This is a genomic window from Propionicimonas sp. (assembly GCF_049840635.1).
Classification (GTDB): Bacteria; Actinomycetota; Actinomycetes; order Propionibacteriales; family Propionibacteriaceae; genus Propionicimonas.
In genome coordinates this window covers 2,176,464-2,193,238 of sequence record NZ_JASGKL010000005.1, presented here as the reverse complement: position 1 = coordinate 2,193,238, position 16,775 = coordinate 2,176,464, and the positions used below count along the sequence as shown (strand labels likewise).

Genomic DNA, 16,775 nt, shown 5'->3' with positions numbered 1-16,775 from the left:
GAACGGATTGCGCGCGGACGCAATCCGGAACGCGAGTTGAGCCGTATCACCTGCAGACCACCCGACACGAGGAGGACTCCATGCTCGCACGACGTATCGCCATGGCCGCAGGCCCCGCCCTGTGCCTCGTCCTGCTCGGCGCCTGTTCCGGCGCGCCGAGCCCCACCGCCTCCGTGGCCACCGCTGCCGCAAGCCCTGCGTCCGCCCCCGGCTCGGCGTCAGCGTCCGCGTCTGCGTCCGCAACGGCCGCGGCGAGCCAGGCGGACGCGGCAACGCTGGCGCTCACGCTGGCCGACACGAGCCTCGGCTCGATCCTCGTCGACGGCAAGGGCATGACCCTGTACATGTTCACCAAGGACAGCGCCGGCACGAGCGCCTGCAGCGGCCAGTGCCTCGTCGCCTGGCCGCCGCTGCTGGGCAGCCCGACCGCAGGCAGCGGGGTGGACGACTCGAAGCTCGGATCGTTCACGCGGACGGACGGCACCACCCAGGCCACCTACAACGGCTGGCCGCTCTACTACTGGCAGAGCGACACGAAGCCGGGCGACGTGTCCGGCCAGAACGTCAACAGCGTCTGGTTCGTGCTCGACCGCGACGGCGATCCGGTCAAGAAGTAGCCATGGAGATCGGAGGACTGCCCCTGCACCCACTGGTCGTGCACGGGGCTGTGGTGCTGGTGCCACTGTCGGCGTTGGGGGCGCTGGCCGTCATCCTCTGGGGAAGGGCCAGGGAGCACTTCGGCTGGCTCACCGTGGCGTTCGCCGTTGCCGCAGCGGCATTCGCGGTAGCGGCACGGCTCTCGGGTGAGGCGCTGGCGGACGCCCTCGGCGCCGGGCCGCTCGTCGTCACGCACCGGATGTGGGGCCAGTTGGTGCCGTTCCCCACCGTCGCCCTGGCGATCGCGCTGCCGGCGGCCCTGCTGCTCCGCACCCGCTCGAGGGCGGGCTGGTGGGTGGCCGCGTCGCTCACGGTCGTGGCCGCGGTGGCGGGGCTCGCGCTGGTCGTCGTCACCGGTGACAGCGGTGCCCGCGCCGTCTGGGGCTCGTCGTAGTGGCACGCAGCCTCGGGCCACCCCCGCCGCCGAAGCCGCGCCAGCGCGTTCCCCGGATCCCCCGCCACTGATAGCGTTCGATCGTGGCTCGCGAGGGCAGGAAGCTGAGGATCGGCATCGTCGATGACCATCCGGCGATCATCCTTGGCACCACCGCGATGTTGAACTCCCAGCCGGACATGTACGTCATCGCCTCCGCCCAGACGCCGCTCGAGCTCCTCACCTGGCGGCAGCGTCTGGACGTGATCCTCCTCGACCTCGTCCTCGAGGACGGGTCGTCTCCCGAGGCCAACATCACGATGCTCGCCCCGCTCGGGGCCAGCGTGATCGCGTTCACGTCCGGCGACCGGGCCGACCTCATCCGCCGGGCCTCCCGGGCAGGCGCAGCAGGCATGATCCGCAAGACCGAGTCGGCGTCCCGGATCGCGGAGATCATCCGTACGGTCGCGCGGGGCGAGGTCGCGGCCACCCCCGACTGGGCGGACGCGCTGGACTCCGACCAGGAGTTCGTCACGGCGAACCTGACCAAGCGCGAGGCCGAGGTGCTGGCGCTGTATGCCTCGGGCGAGACCGCAGAGCGCGTGGCCGCCATCCTCGTCGTCAGCCGCGAGACCGTCTACGACCACATTCGCCGGATTCGTGCCAAGTACGCGGCCGCCGACAGGGCCGCGCCGACCAAGGTGGACCTGTTCCGACGTGCCGTCGAGGACGGGATCGTCCCGAACGACGCGTGAGCCCGACCCGCAGCAGGTCGCTGCCCGCACGCGCCCGGTGGGGCTGTAATTGCGTCGTGACACTGCTGCGCTGGGCGAGGACGCGACCGACGCCGGTCGATCCCCTGGTCGGCTGGTTGGCGTCGATGCTGGGGCTGGTCCTGCTCGCCGGTGGTGTCGGCGGGTTCCAGGAGAGCCACGCTTCGCTGGCCGTGTGGTGGAACGTTGCAGGGCTCGCCGTCGCCGCGCTCATCGTGATGACGGCGGCCACGAGTTGGACGCTCCCGACCCGGACGCTGCGATGGATCTGGACCGTCGCCCCGCTGCTGCAACTCACCCTCCTCGCCACCTGGGCGTTCGCCTACACCGGGTCGCCCGACGCGGTCCGCGGGCTGTGGGCGTGGCGCTTCGAGACCGCCGTGATGTGCTACCTCGTGCTGATCGTCCGCCCCGGTGTCGCGCTCGCAGGACAGGTGGCGTCGGGGTTGCTGCCGGTTCTGTCGGCGTGGCTCGCCTTCGGCACTGTCCCTGCGGCGATCGCCGGTCAAGCGGCGACGCACGTCGGCAACGTCGGGATCCTCGCCATCTTCCTGGGTGTCCGGGCCCTGCTGGCCAACGTCGCCGACGTCGAACGAGACGCCCGCCGTCATCAGAGGGAGACGGTCGTCGCCCGCGCCCGGACCGCACAGCACGCCGAGTTCGCCCGCGTCGTGCACGACGAGGTGCTGGCCACCCTCACCGCGGCGATGCGGCTCGAGGGCGAACCGCCACCCGAACTGCGTCAGGAGGCGCGCCACGCCATCGGGGTGATCGACGGCGCCCGCGTCGGCCGGGACACCCCCCGGGTGGCTGTCGCCGAGGCCGTCGAGAACCTCGTCCGGGCGATCCGCGACGCCGCCCCCGACACGGAGATCGTCGTCACGTCCGATCCGGGCGAGCTCCCCGTCCGCGCTGTCGAGACGATCCGGCTCGCCGCCTCCGAGGCGGCCCGCAACACCGTCAGACACGCCGGCGCCGCGGCACGGTGGGCCGAGATCGAGGCGGGCCCGAAGCGGTTGCGGGTCGCCGTCTGCGACGCGGGGCCCGGTTTCGACAGCGAGCGGCTGCCTGAGGGACGACTCGGTGTGCGGGAGAGCATTCTCGCGAGGATGGAGGCGCTCCCCGGCGGCGACTGTGTGCTCGAATCCGGGCGCACCGGGACGATGGTGGACCTGTCATGGCGCGGCTGAACTTCGCCCTGTCGGGCGGCGCCGGCCTGACCGAACCGGTCGCGCGGGTGGCGATGGTGCTGATGTGGGCCGCAGGGTGCGTGGGCGAGGCGGTGATCACCGAACGTTTCGCCGTCTCGGGCTGGCTGGGCGTCATCGCCTACCTGCTCCCCCTGGGCGCCGCGATCACGATCACGGCACCCCACGTGCCGTTGCGTCGCACCGAGCTGGTCGTCGTGCTCGTCTGCACCATCGTCCCGATAGCCCTCGCTGTGGCGCAGATGACGAGGGCCGAGGACCACGGCCTGGTGAACATCTGCTGCTACTACCTCGTCCTGCTGATGCCGCGCGGCCACCCGGTCGTCGGCGGCGCGGGTGGCGGCGCGGTGATCGCGGGCATGTTGACCTGGGGTGCCGTGACCGGCAGGCCACCCGCCGACCTCTTCGAGCTCCTGCTGATGCCGGTCACCGCGCTCGTCGCCGCGTCCGCCTGCTCGGTCCTGCTCGCCTCCATCGTCCGTCGGGTGCGGCGTGCGATCGGGACGGCCGACGCCGCGCAGCTGGAGGTGGAGGCCGCCTCGGTCGCGGAGGTCGAGTACCGCCGACGCATGGCCGAGCTCGCCGACCAGGTGCGTCCGGTCCTCACCCAACTCGCCGACGGCGAGCCGTTGACCCCCGACCTTCACCGCCACCTCGCCGTCGTCGAGGGGGACGTGCGCGACCGCCTTCGCGCCGCGGAGCTCCGCCACCCCGCCCTCGCCGCAGCAGTGGCGCGCTCGCGAGCACGCGGCGTCTCCGTGCTGCTCCTGGGCCGCCGCGGGGAACTGCCTGCCGAACCACTCGCGGACGGGGTGGTCCGACACCTCATCGATGCGCTCGATCAGCCGGACCTGCGGAGCGCGACGATTCGCGCGGTGCCGCCGGGCCGCCCCGGAGTCGTGACGGCGGTGCTCGAGACCGCACGCGGGGTCGAGCGAGTGGAACTCGACGCCCAGGGCCGTCCGTTGGCGTCGCCGCCGGGGCCCGCCGAGCCCTCAGCCCGTGCTTGAGCCGCCCGGGGTGTCTCCGCGGACGGCCCGCGTCGGGCGTGAGGCCTCAGGCCACCACCAGCGACAACACGGCGGCCGTCTGCTCCTTGGCGCATCGTCGGCACTCCCGTGAGCGGTAACGGCCGGCACCGCTCGCCGCGGACCAGGGTGCCCAGTCGTGGCCGCCCGGCTCGCGTTCGCAGCGGTGTTCGTCCGCGCAACTGATGCACAGGTCGCTGCCGTCCGCGGTCTCCCAGCCGTCTGCCCGCGCGTGGGCAAGGCTCGGGTAGTAGTCGGCCTCGCGTTCGCTGGACGTGCGGGTCCCGCAACTGTCGCAGGTCAGGACGATGCAACGGACGGGCGTGCGGCTCATCGGTGGCCCCCCTTCCCGGAGGTCGGCTGCGGCTTCATTCCCACGACGATTCCGCTCCTGGCTGCGGGAGGTCCCCCGCGAGGGGCCGGCGTGTGGACGTCACCGTCCGGCCGGCGTCGACGTGGGCGACGGACGACCAGGGCCGACGCCCGGCCACGGCGGACGGCCCGTCGAGGGCGGCCCTGCGGGCGTCCCCGTCGAGGGCGTCCCTGTGGGAACCGGAGCCGGCTCGGGGTCGTCCGCGGGCGACGGCGAGGGCTTCGGTGAGCCCGCCGGCTCCGGGTCACCGGGGGGCGAGGGGATCGGAATGTTCCGGGGTGGCTCCGTGGGCGCGACGGGAGTGCGGGACGGGGTTGGAGCGGACGGGGTCGGCGTCGGATCGGCAGGGGTGGTGACGCGCGGGGTCGCCTTCTTCCTGACCCTCTGGGTCGTTGTCGACTCCACGCGGGGAGTCGGGGTCGTCCTGGCCGTGGGCGTGGGCGTCGTGGTCGGGGACCTGGTGGGTTCGGGGGTCGGTGGCGTCGTCGTGGCCGGCGCGCTGGCCGGACGGGCCGGGGTCGTGGCGGCCACGACGGCCGCCTGTGCCGAGCCGGCCGGCTGCTGTTCCGACGCGGAGGCAATCCCGACGGCGCCCGCGACGAGGGCGACCGCTGCAACGGCCCCGCCTGCGACCTGCACGGCACCCGTCTGGAGCAGCCCCGTGGCGGTGGCCTTCCAGGCGGGAAGTGCCTTCGTCCATGCACCGACGATGTTGACGCTCAGGGGTGCCCCGCTCGCTGTCACCGTGGCCGTCGCACCGGCCGCGCCCAGCGCAGCCTTCGCTGCGAGCGCAGCCCCCGCCGTCCCCGCGAAGAGGGTCGAGACCTTGAGAGCGCCGGCGACGACGGCCAGCCGACCGCGGGTGGACCGGCAGTCCGCACACTCCGCCAGGTGTGCGTCCACGCGATCGCGCTGGGCGGCGGGGAGCCGGCCGCGCTGGAACGTGCCGAGCCGTTCGAGCGTCCAGGTGCACTCCTCGCTCCGGCCGGCCCGCTGCACGTGGCCCTGCAACCAGGCCACCTTCAGCCCTTCCCGCGCGCGCAGGCACAGGGCGGACGCCGCGTTGGCGGACAAACCGTTGCGACGAGCGAAGTCCTGGACCGGGACGTCGTCGATGTCGACCGCCTGGAGGGCTGCGCGCCAGCGGGGTGGAAGGCCGTCGAAGGCCTGCTGGATGCGCTCCGCCTCCGCGATGCCGGTCGAGGTGGCGTCGATGACCTCGACCTCTGGGAGCATCACGGGGTCGGTCGGGACGTCCCTCGCGCCGCGGCACATGTTCAGGGCGACGTTTCGGACCGCCGCGGCCAGATACGGGCGGAACACACGCTCGGGACCGCGGCCCCTGGACACCGCCGACCACACCCGTGCGAAGGCCTCGGCCGCCACGTCATCGGCGTCGACGTCCCGCGAGGTCCGGGTCGCAATCCTCACCGCCAGGGCGCGATAGCGCACGAACAGCTCCGCGAACGCCGTGGCGTCACCGCCCCGGCTGCGCTGGAGCAGCTCGGAATCGTCCAGGCCTGCGACGTCGTCGACGTCGTCGGCGCGAAAAGCGTCCGCCGCCAGGCTCATCGTCCTGCAACTCCCCTCGATCGTTCGCGGCACGAACACCGCACCGCGTGCCGTGGCGCGCACGTGCGCTCACCACCGCCGGACGGAGAGGACGACGCCCCCCGCGTGAGTCCTCTCCGTCCAGTGGATGCGGGCGGCCTTCCGGCGAGGACACGCGCGTCCTCACCAGAGACACCGCACGGAAGGGCGATCTGACGCGGGAACACAGCGAATTCTCCCGTTCCCGGGCGAGCGCGGCCTGAGGCGCCGGAGGGGGTCTTCACCGGCGCCCCAGGATCCTTGCTGAGACCTCCGCACGGGGGTACGGAGATCGTCGCCGCACCGGCTGGGGGCCGTCGCGGCGCTTGCCCCCCGCCAGGGAGGGTCGGGTGGGGCCTGCTCACCCATTGCTGATCGCATGTCAACAAGCTGATCGGATCACAGGGAGGCCCGGCCCGAAAGCCTCGAGCTGCGCTTCCCCCGCTTGTGGTGGGGCGTCTGGGGGTGTGATCCCCCAATTCCGGGGGTGTCGGCGACTGAACAGTCAGGCGAGCGTGCCGGCCGGTCGGTGTCACAGGCTCAGGAGGCGCCACAGCAGCGTCTCATCCTCCAGGGTCGGAGTCCCGTGCAGGTACTCGACGCTCAACACGTGCAATCGGTCCCGCAGCCCTTCGCCGGCGGGTGCGTTCCAGTCCGACATGAACGCGAAGTACCCGTCGAGATCGGCGAGCGCGAGGCGCACGGCGTCCACGAAGTACTTCCGCGCGCGGTCCGCCCCCACCGCCGCGAGGGTCTCTTCCAGCTCCGGGAGACCCTCGCCGTAGGCGTTGAAGAGCAACTGCGCGAACCCGCCCCTGAGGACGTCCTGACCGAACGCGTCCAGCCGGCTGCGGTGGGCCTCCGTCCCGATGGAGTCGCCCGTGGCGCTCATAGCGACCTCTCCTCCGTGGCCGTGGGGGTGGCGGCCGCTCCGCGTCCGGTGCCGACCGGACGCCCGTGGCTGGTCGTGGTGCATGTCAGCCGGTTGTCCCGAGGACGGCGGCGGGGACGCCGTCGGCGTGCGGGTAGGTCGCCTCCAGGACGGCGTGGACCACGTACCGCTGCCTGGCGCTGAACTCGGGATGACAACTCGTCATCGTCAACGTCGCCTCGCTCGCCACCACACCCGGCTCATTCGGCACCGGCAACAACACCGACACCTGCGTGGGCGCCACGATCTCATGCCCCGTCACCCGGTACACGAACCACGACTCACCGGTCTCCACCAGGACCACGTCGCCCTTCTTCAGCTCCGCGATCCGGTTGAACGGCTTCCCATACGTGGTCCGGTGCCCCGCCATCGCGAAATTGCCCACCTCGCCCGGCAACGCCGTGCCGACGTAGTGGCCCACACCCCGATCCAGCACCGCCGCCGTCGTCCCCTCATACAGGGGCCGCGCATACGAGGCGCCGAACCGCGGGATCCGGACGATCGCGTACGCATCCCCCACCTTCACCTGCTTCGGCTGCACCCAGCCCGGGCTGTCGAACCCGGCCTGCAGAGAGTCCACCACCTGCGCCGCGTCCGCATCCGAAGTCACATCCGTCCACCACAACTGCCAACCCACGAACAACAACAACACCGCACCCAGCGTGACCAACAGCTCACCGAGGAGACCAGCCACACCACGGAACACCCGCCCTCTGCGCATGCGCCCCGTGGCGAGGGCTCCCCTCACCACGGCTCCTCACCACGGGGCAGCACCACCGCGGGCGTCCACCCGTGGTGCGCGGCACGATCAGTCACGGCGACGCCAGAACAGCATCCCGCCACCGGCGGCCATCAGGGTGGCCGCCAGACCCACGAGGGGCAGCACCTCGGCCCCGGTGTAGGCCAGTTCGTCGTCATCGTCATCCGACGCCGCCGTCGTCGTCGAGGGCGCGCTCGGGCTCTCGCTGGTCGACGTGGTCGCAGTCGGCTCGGTCGTCGTCGGAGTCTGCGATGGTGACACAGACTCCGACGGCGACTCACTGGGGGTGGGCTCGGTCGGCGTTGCGGTCGGCTCGGTTGGCGTCGACGTGGGCTCGGTCGGCGTCACCGTCGGCTCCGTCGGCGTCGCCGTCGGCTCCGTCGGCGTGGTCGTCGGCTCGGTCGGCGTGGTCGTCGGCTCCGTCGGCGTCGCCGTCGGCTCCGTCGGCGTGGTCGTCGGCTCCGTCGGCGTGGTCGTCGGCTCCGTCGGCGTGGTCGTCGGCTCCGTCGGCGTGGTCGTCGGCTCCGTCGGCGTGGTCGTCGGCTCCGTCGGCGTCGCCGTCGGCTCCGTCGGCGTGGTCGTCGGCTCCGTCGGCGTGGTCGTCGGCTCCGTCGGCGTCGCGGTCGGCTCGGTCGGCGTCGCCGTGGGCTCGGTCGGCGTGGTCGTCGGCTCAGTCGGCGTCGCGGTCGGCTCGGTCGGCGTCGCGGTCGGCTCCGTCGGCGTCGCGGTCGGCTCGGTCGGCGTCGCGGTCGGCTCCGTCGGCGTCGCGGTCGGCTCTGGAGCCGCTTCGAAGGACACGGCGACCGCCCCGCTGACGGTCACGGGCGCCTCGGTCTCGAAGGTGGCGAAGACCTGGCAGGGGGTAGCCAGTGTCGACTCCGACTGCACCCAGCTGATCGAGTCGCCCGCGATCGCGTCCGCGGTGGCGGAGATCGACGCCGTCCCCACGGCCCCGGAGGTCAGGCACAGCGTCGCGGTCGTCCCACTGTTGAGGGTGAGCGTGGATCCACTGAGCAGGGCGTCCCCGCCGCACAGTGTCACCGACCCGCCCGTCACCGTGAGCGTGATCGGCTGACCGATGATGTTGGTGGTGACGGTGACCTCGACACTGTCCCCGACGTCCGCCGCGGTCGCCGCGCTGGTCAGCGCCAACTGGGTCACCGCACTCGCCAGGGCGAGGAGCGTCGCCTGCCTGGACGCACTCATGTTGGCCGCGCAGTAGCCGGTGACGACCATGGCACTCGGGTCGGAGATGCACCACACCAGCAGCTGGCGGGCCGTGCGGGTAGCGCTCGTGGCGTTCGAGGCGGTCGTCACCGTCTGGGAGCCCACAGCGCTCACCGACAGGTCGTGCCGGATGATGTAGGAGATCAGGCGCAGCTGGTCCTGGGTCAGGCCGGAGTTGGCGGGCACCTGCTCCAGGCTGCCGGCGTCGACCAACGAGCCGTCGGCCTCGGTCGTGGCGCAGGGACGAGCGTCATGGTCGGTGCAGTACATCCACTCCGAGACCGGCCCGACGCCCTCCACGTAGCGCACGCCGCACGACGGGACGCCGCCGTTGGTGCCGGAACTGCTGTACAGGTGCACGACCTTCCCGGCGTTGTAGTCGACCAGGCGCTGGCCGAACACGCGACGCAGGTTGGTGACAGCACCCGAGGCGGACGCAGGGTTGCTTGTCGTGGTGCCCTCGCACAGCGGCGCGATGAACTCCGTCGCCGACGGGTCGGGCACCGCCGCCTGGGCGGTGCCGGACGCCGGCGCGAACAGGGCTGCGACGGCAGCCATAAGCACCGCCAGGGCCAACAGACATCGGCGAACAGACGTGAACATCAGAACGGATCCCCTCCACCCGCGGCGCGCCCGCGGTCCTCCAGAAGACCATCTCGGGCACCCCGATCTGACGTCGTCGGCCGGGAGTCCCCCGAAACTGGGGGTGCGGACCCGGCCCCCGATCCCCCACCCTCCGGGGCCAGACCAGTGCCGGGGGACAAGGGCCACAGCGTCGGGTCCTGACCAGCTGGCGGCTGGTCAGGACCCGAGACGGCTCCCATGACGGCGGGCTCATCGCTGCCCCCGTGTCGATGGCCCCCACGGCCGGAGGTGGCGAGAACCGCGAACAACACCAGGAACCCGGTCACCGACGTCGCCGCCGTGGCCGAGCCGGTCCGGGACGAGATCAGCGCGGTCGCCCCCAGTGCGGCCGTCCCCCCGACGACCGGCCGCACCAGCCCGCTCCAGCCCGCCATCCGTTCCACCCGGTCCCCCTGAGTTCGTGGTGGGCGACGCGCCCCGGAGGGATGACCCGCGGCCGGGCCGGAATGTGACGTCGCCCGGGCCGGCGTCGGATCGGTCGCCCTCGGGTGTCTCCAGAGGACCATGGCCATCCACAGCTCTCCACTCACCGGCTACACGCCCGCCCGGGTCGCGCCGGGCAGGACGGTCTTCCGGCCCCGGACGCACGCCCCGTCCAGGCTGGCCACGGAAGCGCGGCGGCGTCCGGCCGTGGCCGACGTCGTGGCCGCGGTCGGTGTCGTGGCCTTTCCCGCGCTCCTCGGCCACGTCGTCGCACAGGTCGCGCTCGGCGCGGGCGGGTGGTGGGCAGCAGCGGTGGTGGGCGGGTGGGCCGTCCCCGAGGCGATCGACATTCTGGTGGACGGCTTCCACCCGCGCACGGAGCTTCCGACGGCGGCGACGCCCCCCGAACTGATCGCCCGTCCCGTTCCGGTCCCGGCGCCCTCGGCCCTCCAGGTGTCTGGCGGCGCCTGAGGGCGGGTAGTAGCGTCGAGAGCGACCCGTGCTGGTCGAGAGCTCGCACCCACCCCGTTCCGCGACGCCCGCCCGAGGGCGAAGGAAGGCCCGGCGATGTACTACAGCAGTGGCAATTACGAGGCGTTCGCCCGTCCCCGCAAGCCCGAGGGCGTCGACGACAAGACCGCATGGTTCGTCGGAGCCGGCCTGGGCAACATGGCCTGCGCGATCTTCATGATCCGCGACGGGCAGCTGCCGGGCGACCGGATCACAATCCTCGAGGAACTGAAGCTGCCCGGCGGCGCCCTGGACGGGATCAAGTACCCGAAGAAGGGGTTCGTGATCCGCGGTGGCCGCGAGATGGAGGACCACATGGAGTGCCTGTGGGACCTGTTCCGCTCGGTGCCGTCGCTGGAGGTCGAGGGCGCCAGCGTCCTCGACGAGTTCTACTGGCTGAACAAGGACGACCCGAACTCCTCGCTGTGCCGGGTGACGGAGAAGCAGGGGCAGGACGCGCACAGCAACAAGCTCTTCACGCTCAGCGAGAAGGCCCAGAAGGACATCGTCAAGGTGATCATGGCGACGCGGGAGGAGATGGAGGACAAACGGATCGACGAGGTGTTCGGCGAGGACTTCTTCGCGTCCAACTTCTGGCTGTACTGGCGCACGATGTTCGCGTTCGAGAGCTGGCACTCGGCGCTGGAGATGAAGCTGTACCTGCACCGGTTCATGCACCACATCTCGGGCCTGCCGGACCTGTCGGCGCTGAAGTTCACCAAGTACAACCAGTACGAGTCGCTGGTGCTGCCGATGTACCGCTGGCTGCTCGACCAGGGCGTCACGTTCCGGTTCGAGCACGAGGTCACCGACGTCCGCTTCGAGATCACGCCGGAACAGACCAGGGCGACGCGGATCGAGTGGGTGACGCCGGACGGGCCGGGCGGGGTCGACCTGACCGCCGACGACCTGTGCCTGGTCACGATCGGCTCGCTGACGGAGAACTCCGACGACGGCGACCAGCACACCGCAGCGGTGATCAAGGACGGTCCGGCGCCGGCGTGGGACCTGTGGAAGAAGATCGCGGCGTACTCGCCGGACTTCGGCCGTCCCGAGGTGTTCTGTGGCGACATCGCCAAGACCAAGTGGGAATCGGCGACCGTGACGACGGTGGACGAGCGGATCCCCGCCTACATCGAGAAGATCTGCCAGCGGGACCCGTTCTCCGGCAGGGTCGTCACCGGCGGCATCGTGACGGCGAAGGACTCCGCGTGGCTGATGAGCTGGACGGTGAACCGCCAGCCGCACTTCAAGGCGCAGAAGCCCAACGAGATCGTGGTGTGGGTGTACGGGTTGTTCGTCGAGACGCCCGGTGACTACGTCAGGAAGCCGATGCAGGACTGCACGGGCGAGGAGATCACCGCAGAGTGGCTGTACCACCTGGGTGTGCCCGAGGCCGAGATCGCCGAGCTGGCCGCGTCCGGGGCGAAGTGCGTGCCGGTGATGATGCCGTACGTCACGTCCTTCTTCATGCCGCGCAAGGCGGGCGACCGCCCGCAGGTGGTGCCGCCGAACAGCGTCAACTTCGCGTTCATCGGCCAGTTCGCCGAGACCACGCGCGACACGATCTTCACCACCGAGTACTCGGTGCGCACGGCGATGGAGGCCGCGTACCAGCTGCTCGGCATCGATCGCGGCGTGCCAGAGGTGTTCAACTCGACGTACGACATCCGCTACCTGCTGAAGGCCACCTCCCGGCTGCGGGACGGGGCCGCGGTCGACCTGCCCGGCCCGAACTTCCTGAAGGGCCGGCTCTACGATCGCCTCGACAACACCCAGATGGGCGAGCTCCTCACCGACTTCGGCCTGATCCCCGAGCACGGCGCGACGGTGGCGCGCCCACGCCTCGACGACGCCGTGGAGTGACGTCGCGCAGCGATCCCCCGCCGGTCAGGACCAGCGGAACTCCATGGCCTCGGCGTGCTTCTCCGTGTCGCGCATCGCGTCCAGGGTGGCCAGGTCGGCGGCGCTGATCTCGAAGTCCAGATCGGCGTTCTGCCGGATGTGGTCGCGCGAGGTGGCCTTGGGCAGGACGACCGCGCCCTTCTGGAGGAGGTAGCGGATGCACAGTTGCGGGGCGGACACCCCGTAGCCGGCGGCGATGTCGCCGATCTCGGGGTGGTTGACGATCCGTCCGTGGGCGAACGGCGAGTACGCCTCGACAACGATGTCGTGCTCGGCGCAGGCCGCGACGGTGTCGGAGGCGTCCAGTCCCACGTACCACTGGATCTGGTCCACTACCGGGAGGGTCGTGCAGGCAGGGAGCAGGCTGTCCAGGTCGGAGCGGGTGAAGTTCGACACGCCGATCGCACGGACGCGGCCGGACGCGAGGAACTCCTCCATCGCCTTCCAGACGATCCTGTTCTCCTCCCGGCAGTCCTTGCCCATCTCGTCCCACGGCCACGGGGCGTGCACGAGATAGAGGTCGAGGTAGTCCAGGCCGATCTGGTCCATCGTGATCTCGAACTCGGCCACGGCCGCCTCGTGGCTCTTCGCCTCGGCGGGCAACTTGGACGTGACGAACAGCTGCTCCCGCGGAATCCCCGCGTCACGCACGGCACGTCCCACGGACGCCTCGTTGTGGTAGGCCCGGGCGGTGTCGATGTGCCGATAGCCGAGGTCCAGGGCGTCGCTCACCGCCCGGTAGCACTCCTCACCCTCCTTCAACAGCCAGGTGCCGAACCCGATCCGCGGGATCGGGGTGCCGTTGGCGAGCCGGGTGGTGTCAGACGCGGTGGTCATCATGGGTTCCTTCGGGAGGTCGGGTGGGAGAAACGGGAAGTGGACGGACCGGTCAGGTGGACAGGCGGACGGAGTTGCTGGTCACCGCCTGGGTCTGGTCGTCATCGAGGGCCGCCACCGGCAGCGCGGTCAGCGCGTGGTCGGCGCGCAGCCCGTCGAGGACGATCGACAGGTACCGCCGGTACAGGTCCGGCTCGATTCCCCGGCTGAAATCCATCAGCGCGTGCAGGGCGAGCTGGGCCACGATCACGTCGCTGGCTGTCACGTCCGGCCGCAGGGCCCCTGCCCGCTGGGCGCGGGCCACGATCTCCGCGACCAGCGGCGACACCGTGCGCCGGGACAGCTCCAGCCGATCGCCGCCCAACGAGGGATGGTTGAGGACGTCCTTCAGCCCGCGATCCTGGGCCTGCATCCGCAGCGAGCCCTCCAGGAACCGGACGAACCCGGCCCACGCGTCCGGATCGGCCAGGCACTCCTGCGCCAGCGCGACGACGGCGGCGAGCCGCTCGTCGAACAGGGCGTCGATGACCTCGGTCTTGTTGGCGAACTTCCGGTAGGCCGTCCCCACCCCCACGCCGGCGTGGTGGGCGATGTCGTTCAGCGTGACGCCCACGCCGCGTTCGGCGATCAGCTCGCTGGCCGCGTCCAGCAGCCGCTGCCGGTTGGCGCGCGCATCACTGCGTTCGACGCGACCGGCGGGACTGGGCATGTGCCCACTCTAGCACCAAACGGATAGACGGTATCCGATTCGGGCGCACGAGATCGCAGGAGCACGCCTTCACAGGGCACGGCAGGACGCGTCACGGCCGAGCTGCGAGCAACAGGTCGCTCAGGCTGAGAGGCGCGGCGCCGGTGAGGTTGCGGACCGCGTCCGTGACGGCGGAGAGCTCGCCGTTCGCGATCGCGGTGTAGGTCGACACCCACGCGTCCACCTGCCAGGCGGGCGCTCCGTAGTGCGCGCGGGAGGCATACGCCTCCTCGACGGTCTCCTCCGCGTACGAGGTCGGCCGTCCGGTCACGCGGGTCACGACGGCGGCGACGTCCGCGAGGCTGAGCGCTTCGGGCCCGGTCAGGTCGTAGGTCGCCCCGGCATGACGGGCGGGGTCGCCGAGGACGGTCGCCGCCACCCGCGCGACGTCGGCGCGGGCGACCGCTCCGACCCTGCCGGTGCCGGCCGGTCCGCGGATCACGCCATCATCCCCGGCCATCGTCGGCAGGAAGTCGAGGTAGAACGAGTCGCGCAGCAATGTCGGAGCCATTCCGGACCCGCGCAGGTGCTCCTCGGTGGCCCAGTGGTCCCTGGCCAGGGTGAAGGTCGCGTCCGGGCCGGCGCCCAGGAACGACGTGTACACGACCTGGCGGACGCCGGCCGCCGCTGCGGCGTCGATCAGCCCGAAGTGCTGGGCGAGCCGGTCCTCGCTCTCGCTGGCCGACACCATGAACAGGACGTCGACGTCGGCCAGTGCCGCGCGGGTCTCGGCCGAGTCGGCGTACGTGGCGCGGACCACCTCCGTCCCACCGGTCCTTCCTGCCGGAAGTCGACCCGGGTCACGGACGACGAGCCGCAACCGCGTCCCCTTCGCGGCGAGCTGGTCCGCGACCAGGCCGCCCACGTGGCCGGTCGCACCGGTCACAGCGATCAGCGGTTGACTCATCGACGCCCTCCCGGGGAGCGGGTGTTCGCGTCCCCGGGGTCAGCGGGGGACGGGATGCCCCACGGTAACTCCGGAGTTCCCCTCGCCACCATGCCGGACCGTGCGGGATCCACCCACGATGCGGGGGCGTCAGGTCTCGCGGGTGCCCGTGATGGTGGCGGAGGCGAGGACGTGCCCCTGGACGGCAGCGAGGAGGGGGCCGACCGCGTCCAGCTGGTCGATGTCGATGCGCCGGTCGAGGGCGCAGAGGTGGAACCGGTAGTGGTGGGGACCGTGGCCCGGCAGCGGGCGCGGCCCGGAGTAGGCGAGCGGCCCGTGCCCATCCCGGAGGAACCGTGCCTGCGACGAGCCGGCGTTGAGCGCGCCGTCGTCGAGCCGCCCCGGTTCGGGCGCGAACGCGGCGACGGCGTGCAACCGGGGGGACTCTCCGGGACTGTCCAGGTCCTCCATCACGAGCAGGAGGTCGGCGGTGGCGGCAGGAAGGTTCGTCCAGCTGAGCGCGGGCGAGAGGTTGTCGCCGATGAGGCGTCCGCAGTAGCGGGCGGGGATCTCCTGACCGTCGCCGAACCGCGGCGAGCCGAAGCCGAGCGAGGACGTGGTGGCCAGTTCGGGGCGATGCGAGATGCTCCGGGCCTCGTCGGCGTGGCGGCCGCGGAACAGCCTTCCCAGCGGGAGCAGCAGTGCTTCGAGAGGGTGCAAGGTGTGCTCCAGTTCAGGAATCGGCCATTCGGATCAACAGCGGCGCGACGCGTGCGACCGCTGCGCGTTCGTCGGGGGTGAGCTCGGCGACCCGACCGTTCAGCCAGTCGCGGCGGTGCCGCCGCGACGCGGTGACGGCGAGCCTGCCCTCGTCCGTCAGTGCGAACAGGACGCGTCGACGGTCCGCGGTGTCGCGAGCCTTGGCGACGTACTCCTGCTCCTCGAGACGGCGCGCCGTCTGGCTGATCGAGCCCAGCGTGACGTGCGCGGCCTCGGCGAGCGCGGTGAGGCTCATGCGGTCGTGCCTGTCGAGCGCCAGCAGGACGAGGAGTGCGGCATCGGGCACCTCGCCCTCGAGCCGCTCCGACCGGAACCGGCTGTAGAGCCGCGTCACGCCGAGCCGCAGCTGTGTCGCGACCTCCTCGACCTCCATCGGGCCGCTCCTTTCCGTCACCCGGAACTGGTCCAGATTATCTTAGTGATACTAAGCATCTACCACGAGGGCCCCCGATCGACCGGCGGTGGACAGTCGGGCGGCACCGCTGGCTCCAGCGGGACCGGTGGACGTGGGATGAGCGTGCCCCTGAGCCGTGTTGCGAGAGCTTCCGGTACGTTCGGCCCTTCCGACGTGAAGGATGATGGTCGGGTGTTGGATTCCGAGTCGATCAAGCTGCTCTCTGGTGCGGTCCTGTGCTGGCTCGCAACGGCCGACGTGAGCGGGAACCCTTCGGTGTCACCGAAGGAGATCTTCTTTGTCAGATCACCGGATGAGATCCTCATCGCGGACATCGCTTCGCCCCGATCGACGCGCAACGTCATTCAGAACGCACAGGCCTGCGTCGCCGTGATCGATGTCTTCGAGCAGCGCGGCCTTCAGGTATACGGCGTGGCCGACGTGATCCGAGCCGGAGAACCCGAGTGGGACGTGCTGTCGGCTCCCCTCATCGAACTCGCAGGCGACGCCTTCCCCGTCCGCTCGGTGATTCGGCTGTCCGTGGAGCGAGTGAGATCGTCGCCCCGAGTATCTGGATGTATCCCGACCGGGACTCGACGGAGCGGCGGGCTGCGGTCCTCCAGCGCTATGGCGTGCGCGATCTGTGACCTTGGCCAGTGCATTGTGGCGGCGAGGCAGCGACCGGCGTGACAGTTCCGGGTGAGCCTGACCGAGCGGGTCGCGATCC

General features: G+C 71.3%; 19 protein-coding genes. 9 read left to right on the top strand and 10 right to left on the bottom strand.

The genetic code is table 11. The features are described 5' to 3' along the window. Positions 1-80: 80 nt before the first annotated feature. The 5 genes from QM779_RS15765 to QM779_RS15745 all read left to right on the top strand — a co-directional run bounded on the left by QM779_RS15765 (position 81) and on the right by QM779_RS15745 (position 4,021). Positions 81-617 carry a COG4315 family predicted lipoprotein gene (locus QM779_RS15765; RefSeq protein ID WP_428537060.1) on the top strand — a complete coding sequence of 179 codons (537 nt, stop codon included), beginning with the start codon at positions 81-83 and terminating at the stop codon, positions 615-617. Positions 618-619: 2 nt separating this feature from the next. Beyond that, positions 620-1,051 (top strand): DUF2231 domain-containing protein, encoded by a 432-nt coding sequence (locus QM779_RS15760; RefSeq protein ID WP_428537057.1) that lies wholly within the window; start codon positions 620-622, stop codon positions 1,049-1,051. 83 nt (positions 1,052-1,134) lie between these two features. Further along, entirely contained in the window at positions 1,135-1,785 is a 651-nt protein-coding gene (locus QM779_RS15755; protein ID WP_428537054.1) for a response regulator, read from the top strand. 56 nt (positions 1,786-1,841) lie between these two features. Then, complete coding sequence (locus QM779_RS15750) at positions 1,842-2,993, top strand: sensor histidine kinase (RefSeq protein ID WP_428537051.1); 1,152 nt, start codon at positions 1,842-1,844, stop codon at positions 2,991-2,993. Beyond that, positions 2,981-4,021: a hypothetical protein gene (locus QM779_RS15745; RefSeq protein ID WP_428537048.1), complete on the top strand. Its 1,041-nt coding sequence runs from the start codon at positions 2,981-2,983 to the stop codon at positions 4,019-4,021. Before QM779_RS15750 ends, QM779_RS15745 begins: the two co-directional genes overlap by 13 nt. 46 nt (positions 4,022-4,067) lie before the next feature. On the opposite strand, the gene QM779_RS15740 is transcribed toward QM779_RS15745, so the two are convergent. The 5 genes from QM779_RS15740 to QM779_RS15720 all read right to left on the bottom strand — a co-directional run bounded on the left by QM779_RS15740 (position 4,068) and on the right by QM779_RS15720 (position 9,478). Further along, the gene (locus tag QM779_RS15740; protein WP_428537045.1) at positions 4,068-4,373 is read right to left on the bottom strand and encodes a hypothetical protein; all 306 of its coding nucleotides are present in this window, start codon (positions 4,371-4,373) and stop codon (positions 4,068-4,070) included. Between the two features lie 99 nt (positions 4,374-4,472). Continuing rightward, positions 4,473-5,984 carry a sigma-70 family RNA polymerase sigma factor gene (locus QM779_RS15735; protein WP_428537040.1) on the bottom strand — a complete coding sequence of 504 codons (1,512 nt, stop codon included), beginning with the start codon at positions 5,982-5,984 and terminating at the stop codon, positions 4,473-4,475. Between the two features lie 550 nt (positions 5,985-6,534). Beyond that, entirely contained in the window at positions 6,535-6,894 is a 360-nt protein-coding gene (locus tag QM779_RS15730) for a DMP19 family protein (protein WP_428537037.1), read from the bottom strand. 85 nt (positions 6,895-6,979) lie between these two features. Then, entirely contained in the window at positions 6,980-7,681 is a 702-nt protein-coding gene (locus QM779_RS15725) for a class E sortase (RefSeq protein ID WP_428537034.1), read from the bottom strand. A gap of 60 nt (positions 7,682-7,741) precedes the next feature. Then, on the bottom strand, positions 7,742-9,478 hold the full coding sequence (locus tag QM779_RS15720) for a hypothetical protein (RefSeq protein ID WP_428537031.1): 1,737 nt from the start codon (positions 9,476-9,478) through the stop codon (positions 7,742-7,744). A 315-nt stretch (positions 9,479-9,793) separates the two neighbouring features. Here QM779_RS15720 and QM779_RS15715 point away from each other — a divergent pair, with 315 nt between their 5' ends. From QM779_RS15715 to QM779_RS15705, 3 genes are all read left to right on the top strand, one after another. After that, positions 9,794-9,961 carry a hypothetical protein gene (locus QM779_RS15715; protein WP_428537028.1) on the top strand — a complete coding sequence of 56 codons (168 nt, stop codon included), beginning with the start codon at positions 9,794-9,796 and terminating at the stop codon, positions 9,959-9,961. 108 nt (positions 9,962-10,069) lie between these two features. Continuing rightward, positions 10,070-10,459, top strand: coding sequence for a hypothetical protein (locus QM779_RS15710; protein ID WP_428537025.1), 390 nt, complete (start codon positions 10,070-10,072; stop codon positions 10,457-10,459). A 96-nt stretch (positions 10,460-10,555) separates the two neighbouring features. Continuing rightward, entirely contained in the window at positions 10,556-12,364 is a 1,809-nt protein-coding gene (locus QM779_RS15705) for an oleate hydratase (protein ID WP_428537022.1), read from the top strand. Between the two features lie 24 nt (positions 12,365-12,388). Here the strand turns inward: QM779_RS15705 and QM779_RS15700 are convergent, their stop codons facing one another. The 5 genes from QM779_RS15700 to QM779_RS15680 all read right to left on the bottom strand — a co-directional run bounded on the left by QM779_RS15700 (position 12,389) and on the right by QM779_RS15680 (position 16,027). Next, a complete protein-coding gene (locus tag QM779_RS15700; RefSeq protein ID WP_428537019.1) occupies positions 12,389-13,240 on the bottom strand; it encodes an aldo/keto reductase in 852 nt (283 codons plus the stop codon). Between the two features lie 52 nt (positions 13,241-13,292). Then, entirely contained in the window at positions 13,293-13,949 is a 657-nt protein-coding gene (locus tag QM779_RS15695) for a TetR/AcrR family transcriptional regulator (protein ID WP_428537016.1), read from the bottom strand. A gap of 91 nt (positions 13,950-14,040) precedes the next feature. Further along, the gene (locus QM779_RS15690; RefSeq protein ID WP_428537013.1) at positions 14,041-14,895 is read right to left on the bottom strand and encodes an SDR family oxidoreductase; all 855 of its coding nucleotides are present in this window, start codon (positions 14,893-14,895) and stop codon (positions 14,041-14,043) included. A 129-nt stretch (positions 14,896-15,024) separates the two neighbouring features. Then, complete coding sequence (locus QM779_RS15685) at positions 15,025-15,594, bottom strand: YbhB/YbcL family Raf kinase inhibitor-like protein (protein WP_428537010.1); 570 nt, start codon at positions 15,592-15,594, stop codon at positions 15,025-15,027. Between the two features lie 13 nt (positions 15,595-15,607). After that, positions 15,608-16,027 (bottom strand): MarR family transcriptional regulator, encoded by a 420-nt coding sequence (locus QM779_RS15680; protein ID WP_428537007.1) that lies wholly within the window; start codon positions 16,025-16,027, stop codon positions 15,608-15,610. A gap of 138 nt (positions 16,028-16,165) precedes the next feature. Between QM779_RS15680 and QM779_RS15675 the strand changes: the two genes are divergently transcribed. Further along, positions 16,166-16,738 (top strand): pyridoxamine 5'-phosphate oxidase family protein, encoded by a 573-nt coding sequence (locus tag QM779_RS15675; protein WP_428537004.1) that lies wholly within the window; start codon positions 16,166-16,168, stop codon positions 16,736-16,738. Positions 16,739-16,775: the final 37 nt, after the last annotated feature.